General features: G+C 58.8%; 5 protein-coding genes. 4 read left to right on the top strand and 1 reads right to left on the bottom strand.

The window, feature by feature from the left end; all coding sequences use genetic code 11:
• The 4 genes from ACN0X0_RS22760 to ACN0X0_RS22745 form a co-directional block, all read left to right on the top strand.
• Positions 1–1,746 (top strand): relaxase/mobilization nuclease domain-containing protein (locus ACN0X0_RS22760; protein WP_417281102.1); only part of this gene is annotated, 1,746 nt, incomplete at its 5' end.
• A 14-nt stretch (positions 1,747–1,760) separates the two neighbouring features.
• Complete coding sequence (locus tag ACN0X0_RS22755) at positions 1,761–3,674, top strand: type IV secretory system conjugative DNA transfer family protein (RefSeq protein WP_417281101.1); 1,914 nt, start codon at positions 1,761–1,763, stop codon at positions 3,672–3,674.
• A 244-nt stretch (positions 3,675–3,918) separates the two neighbouring features.
• The gene (locus ACN0X0_RS22750) at positions 3,919–4,686 is read left to right on the top strand and encodes a hypothetical protein (protein WP_417281100.1); all 768 of its coding nucleotides are present in this window, start codon (positions 3,919–3,921) and stop codon (positions 4,684–4,686) included.
• Positions 4,683–5,939 carry a M20 family metallopeptidase gene (locus tag ACN0X0_RS22745; RefSeq protein ID WP_417281099.1) on the top strand — a complete coding sequence of 419 codons (1,257 nt, stop codon included), beginning with the start codon at positions 4,683–4,685 and terminating at the stop codon, positions 5,937–5,939. The genes ACN0X0_RS22750 and ACN0X0_RS22745 overlap by 4 nt, the downstream gene beginning before the upstream one ends.
• Positions 5,940–6,002: 63 nt before the next feature.
• On the opposite strand, the gene ACN0X0_RS22740 is transcribed toward ACN0X0_RS22745, so the two are convergent.
• Positions 6,003–6,833 (bottom strand): ATPase, T2SS/T4P/T4SS family (locus ACN0X0_RS22740; protein WP_417281098.1); only part of this gene is annotated, 831 nt, incomplete at its 5' end.

Here is a 6,833-nt window from a genome sequence, read left to right as displayed (position 1 = left end):
GCGTCGGGGCAGAGTCGCGCGGCGGTGTTCAAACGGATCCGGACGGGAGGCTGCAAGACGCGTGCTTCGCTTGGGGTGCAGATCTCCTATATCAACGATAAGGCGGTCTACACCTACTCGACGATGACCAATGCGCTGACCGATGCGGCGGTGCTTTCTGAGGAGCAGAAAGAGAACATCATCGAGGATTGGGCCGGGACCTGGCGCGGCTCGACCAAGCTCGGCTTCACCTCGCACATGCTGCTTTCGTTCCCGACCGACGTGACGGTCGATCAGGTGCGCGACATGGCGATGGACTGGACGGAGCATTTCTTCGAGAGCGGTGAATACGGCGACCAGTGGGACTATGTGCTCGCGGTCCATGACGACCGCGCGCACAAGCACGCGCACATCATCCTGAACAATCGCGGCGTCGAAAACGGCATCTGGTTCTCTTGCTGGGCCGAGGGCGTGATGTCGCCGCAGCTCATGCGCGAGAAGCAGGCCGAGATCGCCGAACGCTATGGTGTGATGCTCGACGCCACGACCCGGCTCGAGCGCGGCATCTTCGAGAAGCCCGCCGGGATCGAGGAGATTTACCGCGCCAAGGAAGAGGCTCGCCTGCCGCGCGAGATCGTCATGACGGCCCAGGAATCCGCCATCGCGCAGGCGCAGGTGGTGGGCTTCGCCAAGGACTACAAGAACCTCGCCGACCTGCTGGACCGGATGGACCAGCGCCACATGGCCCGCGCCCTGCGCGGCATGGCGGACGGGCTTGGTTCGGGCACGCCGTGGGATTTCACCGAAGGAGAGATAGACATGAAGGACATCAAAACCGTCGGTGACGCGATCGACTATTCCGAGCGCACGATCGAGGCGCTCAGGCTCAAGGCCGAGGAGCTGGATCCAGCCGAACGCGCCGCCTTCGAGGCTAAGGCCGCGCCGATTATCGCGGACCTCTCGCAGATGGTGCCAGACCCGGAATTGCGCGCGCGCTTTGGCAAGCAGCTCGAGGAACCCTATCCGCCGGGGGCGGGCAGTGAGGTGCTGATCGCCGCGCTGCAGTCCGGCAAGGACGAAGGGTTGCGCGACGTGCTCGAGCGCGCCGAAGAGGTGGGCATGGACAGCGAGGAACTGGTGGCTCGGATTGCGGCGGGTGGCACGCGGAACTACGGCATGGCGCAGGATTGGGTCGAGCGCGACATGAACGCGGTGCTGGCGAAAGACGGTCTCAGCGTGGAGACCGCCACTGACGACCAACTGGATGCCGCGCTCGAGAAGGTCGACGGCGTGATGGACGCGCTGATGGAACGCGCGAAGGAACTGGGCGTCGAGATCGGTCGGACTCTCGCGGACGAGGAACAGGAGATCCTGCCGCTCATCGACGACGACCGGACGCCCAATCCCTACCTGCAGGACCTCGCCGACATGTTGCGGGACGGCAAGCTCACCGAGGAACAGGAAGAGACGGTCGAGCGGACCCTGCAATCCGAGCTCTTCAAGGAACTGGGCGAAGAAGGCTTGGCCGAACTTCGCCGCGGCAACTACGAAGTGCTCGATGCCGCCCTGCCGAGCAAGCTCGATCAAATCACCGTCACGCAGGAGTTCCTCGAGATGACGCATCAAGAGACCGGCGACCAGGTCTTCACCGACCGCGCCGCCGGGTTGCAGCAGGACAAGGCGACCGAGGTCGCGCGGTTGCGCGGCCAGCAGGAGGCGCAGGAGCTCGGCCGAGACCGAGGTCTGGATGACGAGATGGAATTTTGAGGGGGATGAGCACCATGACCAAGACACTTCCCCTCTGGGCCGCGCTTCTTTTCGGTGTGATCTGCGGCGCCGTCATCGGCACCATCGTTGCCGCCTTCTACCTGACCCTCGCTTTGAAAACCGGCTTTGGCAGCTTCGACATGCTGGCTCTCTGGAAGGCCAGCGCCGGCACCCGCGCGGCGCACCCAGAGGCCTTCAAGGTTGGGTTTGGCGCCGTCGGCTTCGGGGCCATCGGCCTCGGCGCGCTCGCGCTGGCCTGGACCTGGAAGAAGGAGCGCGATGACTACGGTTCTGCCCATTGGCAGACCAAAGCGGAGCTGAAGAAGAACGACATGCTGCAGGCGCCGGGCAAGGGCTTTGTCTGCGGCAAGCTCGGTTCCCCGACGTCCAAGGCGGAATTCATTTCCTCGACCACCATCCCCCATGTGATGATGGTGGCCCCGACCCGTGCCGGTAAGGGCGTCGGCTTCGTGATCCCGAACCTTCTGAGCTTCGCGGGCTCGGTCGTGGTGCTCGACGTGAAGGGCGAGAACTTCGAGAAGACCGCGCGGCTTCGGGCGCTGAACGGCGACGAGGTCTATCGCTTCAGTCCCTTCGACTGGGCCAATGCAACGCATCGCTACAACCCGCTTGCGCGGATCGCGAAGGCCCCGAGCTTTGCGCGGCGTTTCACCGAGGTCTCGATCCTCGCTGACCTCTTCCTCGACAAGGACAACAAGCAACTCGACACCTTTTCCGAGGCCGGCAAGTCGATCTTTGTCGCGGCCTGCCTGCTGGCGATCCAGCGCGGAACGCCGAACCTTGGCGAGGTGAACAAGATCGTTGCCGGGGGCGAGTACAAGAACGCGCAGTACAAGACCTATGCAGATGAGGCCGAGGAAGACATCCTGCGCGAGCTCTGGACCAACGCGGCCTCGGCCTCCTCGCGGCTCTTGACCTCGAACATCCAGGCGCTGATGACCGCCGGTCTCAAGCAATGGGACAACCCGGCGGTGCGCTCGGCGACGCACGACAGCGACTTTGATTTCTCGACATTCCGGAAGCAACCGCAGTCGCTTTACATCGCAGTCTCCGAAGATCACATCGCGACGCTGGCGCCGCTCTTGCGCTTGATGTTCGCCGATCTCATCGCCTCGATCCGGTTGAACGAACCTGGCCCGGATGAGCCCTGGCCGGTCATGATGATGATCGACGAATTCCAGCAGATGGGGGCGATGCCCTATCTCGAACGCGCGATCCATTCGCTGGCAAGCTATGGCGGTCGCGTCGCGATGATCGCGCAGTCGCTGGCCTCGCTCGACCGGATCTACGGACCCGAGGGCCGTGAGAGCCTCGAGAACGGGGCAGGGCTCAAGCTCTACATCACCCCGCGGGACCAGCGCACCGTGAAAGAAGTTTCGGCGGCCGTCGGCAGCACCACCCGCGAGGCGGTGACCCGGATGTATGGCCGCAACAAAGGCTTCCTCGGTGCGACCTCGACCTCGGCGCGGCTGGAAGAGCGGCCGCTCCTCTCCGAGACCGAAGCGCGCCTCATGGATCCCGACGAGGTCATCATCCTTGCCTCGCCCCAGCACCCGATCAAGGCGAGCCGGATCAAGTATTATGACGATCCGTTCTTCAAGGAGATGCTGGCCCGCCAGGAGGGCAAGCCCTTCCCCTACCCGCCGAGTGTTCAGGGCGTGGGGCCTTGGGGAAGCGACGGTGGTGACGAGGCCAGCGCAGATGAGCAGGCGAAACCAGCCGAACGCGCGCCTGTCCGGGACCGCTCGCAGCGCCGCGAAGCGCGCGCGATGAGTGTGAGGACCATGGAGGCCGGGCGCGGGCAACCAGAGCCGGAGACGCTCGATCGGGAAGCCGCCGTGCCGAAGGAATGGGAGGCGGCGCTCGACAGGCAGGAGGACTTCATCGAGGACTTGTTGGGTGGGTAACCGTTTGTTCTTTTCGACCAGATCATTCAGGCGCGCACAGCGTACTTAGCCGGGAAATTCCAGCTTCCGGCGATCCAAGGTTGGGGCTCGGAGCACAGAGGCATGGTACTAACGATCAAACTGGCCCACCCGATGGGGACCTGCCACCATTCCACTCCCGAAAAGCACATATCGAGGCGTTAGTTTAGCATTGATCGAGGGGCTCTAACCAAATTAAGCTGACCGAAGTAGAGGAACGTTAGACATGGCAATCAAAATTACCGAGTGGAAAGACCTGTTTAAGATCTCCCCTGCGCTTAATGGTTTTGTTTCTTTTACCGTCGGCTTCTTCGGCTTCAGCAAGCTGCTCAAAACTGTTGCAGATTTTGATGCGTCAACCTACGTCCAACAATACGGTTGGTGGTTTTTGCCGGGTCTGGTCGGTGTCGTGTTGGTGGATCGGTTCCGTTCGCCGCCTGACACAAGACGAGATGCTGCCGATTGTCTCGACAAATGCGTTTACGTTGTAACTTCGAAGGAACGTCTCTACGACGAACTATGGCGAGGAGACAACAGTGTTGTCAAAACAGCCAAGCGTTCCTTGGTGGTTATGGGGTCAAGGTCGAGAGACAAAGGCTATCTGGACGCAATTCAGGCACAGCTTGCGCTTTACCCAAGTCTAGAGCATGCGCGCATATTGGTTGGGTCGCCACACCACGCGGTCCTTGAGGAACATATCCAAGAGTTGCTGAAAGTCGCGGCGAAACGTGATTATTCCAACGGAGATGGGAAGGTTACCGTCTGTCGTTATGAACTAGGCGGTGTAGTGCCAGAACGATTTGTTGCTGCATCAGAAACCAAGGCTGTTATCACCCTGCCAACGCTCAATATTGGGAACTCATATGACACTGCTCTCGTTATCGATGATGATGCGGCGTCACAAAAGCTATGCAGTATTTTGGCTACGATGGCGCGGGAGTGTCAAACAGTGTATGATCCAGCGGGTAGACAGGTGGACGCGGGGCCAGCATGAAGTATGGAATAGCTAAGTCAACCGATGGTCAACAGCGCCTCCAGCTCGTGCCTGCTAGGACTGATTTTCTTCATGGCGATAGCGCTCTCAAGGCTTCCATCATTGAACTAACTCAGAATTTGGTGGCGGTTCCCAGTCAGGGTGGTGTTGATAGGCAGCAACCCATAATCGAAGCCCTATCAGAGTGGTTCCAGTCTGCAGGTCTTCCTTTCGATGTGATTCGATCTCCGAGAAGAAAGGTCGAGAATTCGTTCCTTGGTCTTACTTCACGTGTAGGTAGCGGTAGAGGGCCGTTTTACCTGGTTACTGCTTGCCTAGACACCGCACCATACGGCGACAGACGAAATTGGAGCTATGACCCTTCAAGCGGTAGACTTGATCACAATGGTTGGCTTCACGGACGAGGTAGCGCAGATTCAAAGATTGGGATTGCAATTTTCTCGCACCTCCTAGCCGATTTAAGAGGAGAGAACCTGCGTGGAACTTTGGTTTTTTTGGCGGACTCTGATGAGCATACAGGAGGCTTCGGTGCAATCAAGAGCGTGGTTGACAGAAAAGAAGCTAAGAAATTTCAAGGTGCCTACATTGGTTACCCTGGTCATGATTCGATAAAGTCCGGAGCTCGTGGCTTCTATAGATCAAGAGTTACTTTCTTTGGTACAGCACAGCACACTGGCTCCAGGCGCAAAACAAATGACGACGCAATACTCAAAGCTTTAGAATTCTGTCAGTGGATTAATTCTAAAAAAAAGAAAATTGAGACGCTCTCAGGAGAATTCCCAGTCGCGCCAAAGGTCACGATTACATCCGTTAATGGTGGAGCAAACTCATTTTCGATCACCTCTGACGTGTGCTATGTTAGGGTGGATATCAGGCTTACCCCGTCCTTTCAAAAGGCAGATGCAAGGCGTTTTATCAGTGAAGCAGTGAAGCACGTTTCTGAGCATCACGAAGGACAAAAGACGAAAATTACAAACGAACAGTCTTGGCCTGCATATCAAATTAGCCATGAATCACCTTTAGTTTCAAATCTATTTGACGCCGCAAAGCGGGAATTTTCAACGGAACCATCTATTGAAGTCTGCGGCCCGTCAAACGTCGGAAACTATTTAGCGTCGGTAGGTGTTGATGCGGTTTGCGGGTTCGGTGTTGCCTATCGAGGCATTCATCAAGCTAACGAGTGCATCGACACAGACACGATTATTCCAGTTTACAATAGCTACAAGAACACGCTTTTGAAGCTCCTACGGTGAATACCTGGTTGGAAACGCGTAGCAAGTGTCTCAGCTCAATTACTGTAGCCTGCTTATTTCTGCTCACTCTACCGAAATTCGTCTTCGGCCCGGCATATAGAACTCCGTGATCCCGCGCTTCCCGTCCGCCCGCCCGAGCTGGACGATCACATCGATGGATTTCCGGATGTACTCACGCACCTCGGCGAAAGTCAGCGGTGTGCCAGCTTGGAGAACCATAATCGCCAGTCGATCGATTGCCAGTTCCGCGGTTTCGGCGTGGATGGTGGAGACTGACCCACCATGCCCGGTGTTGATCGCTTCGAGATAGGTCAGGGCCTCGGCCCCGCGCAGCTCACCGACGATGATCCGGTCGGGGCGCATGCGGAGGGAAGCCTGAAGGAGGGCGTTGGCGCTGCGTTGTGAACCGACACCGCGGTCGGCCAGAAGGGCGACGGTGTTCGGCTGGCCGGGGAAGAGCTCAAAAGCGTCTTCGATGGTGATCAGCCGTTCGTGCTCGCTCACATGGGTCAGTAGGTGTCGGGCGAAGGTGGTCTTGCCGGTCGAGGTACCGCCGCTGATCAGGACGTTGAGTCGCGCCTCGACCAGGGTTTGTAGTGCGACCGCAAGGTTCTCCTCTGCCAGATTGGTGATGTTTTTCATCTTCTCTGCGCGGAGCGCATCGAGCGAGACGGCCTTGCCGAAGAGATAGATCGGGGCATAGTCCCTGACACTGCCCGAGGCGAAGAGTCGGATCGTGATCGAGGCGCCGCGATCGATGGCGGGCGGTACGGCGACCTGGACCCGGAGCGGTCGGCCAGCATATTCCACCTTGCCGGAGACGAGGGGGTTCTTTTCAGAGACGCGGGCCTTGGCATCGCCGACGATAGTCTGGGCCATATTGAGGGCGGTAGT

The sequence above is a fragment of the Celeribacter sp. genome (assembly GCF_048270365.1).
In the GTDB taxonomy this organism is placed as follows: Bacteria; Pseudomonadota; Alphaproteobacteria; order Rhodobacterales; family Rhodobacteraceae; genus Celeribacter.
This window is presented reverse-complemented; position numbering and strand designations above follow the sequence as displayed.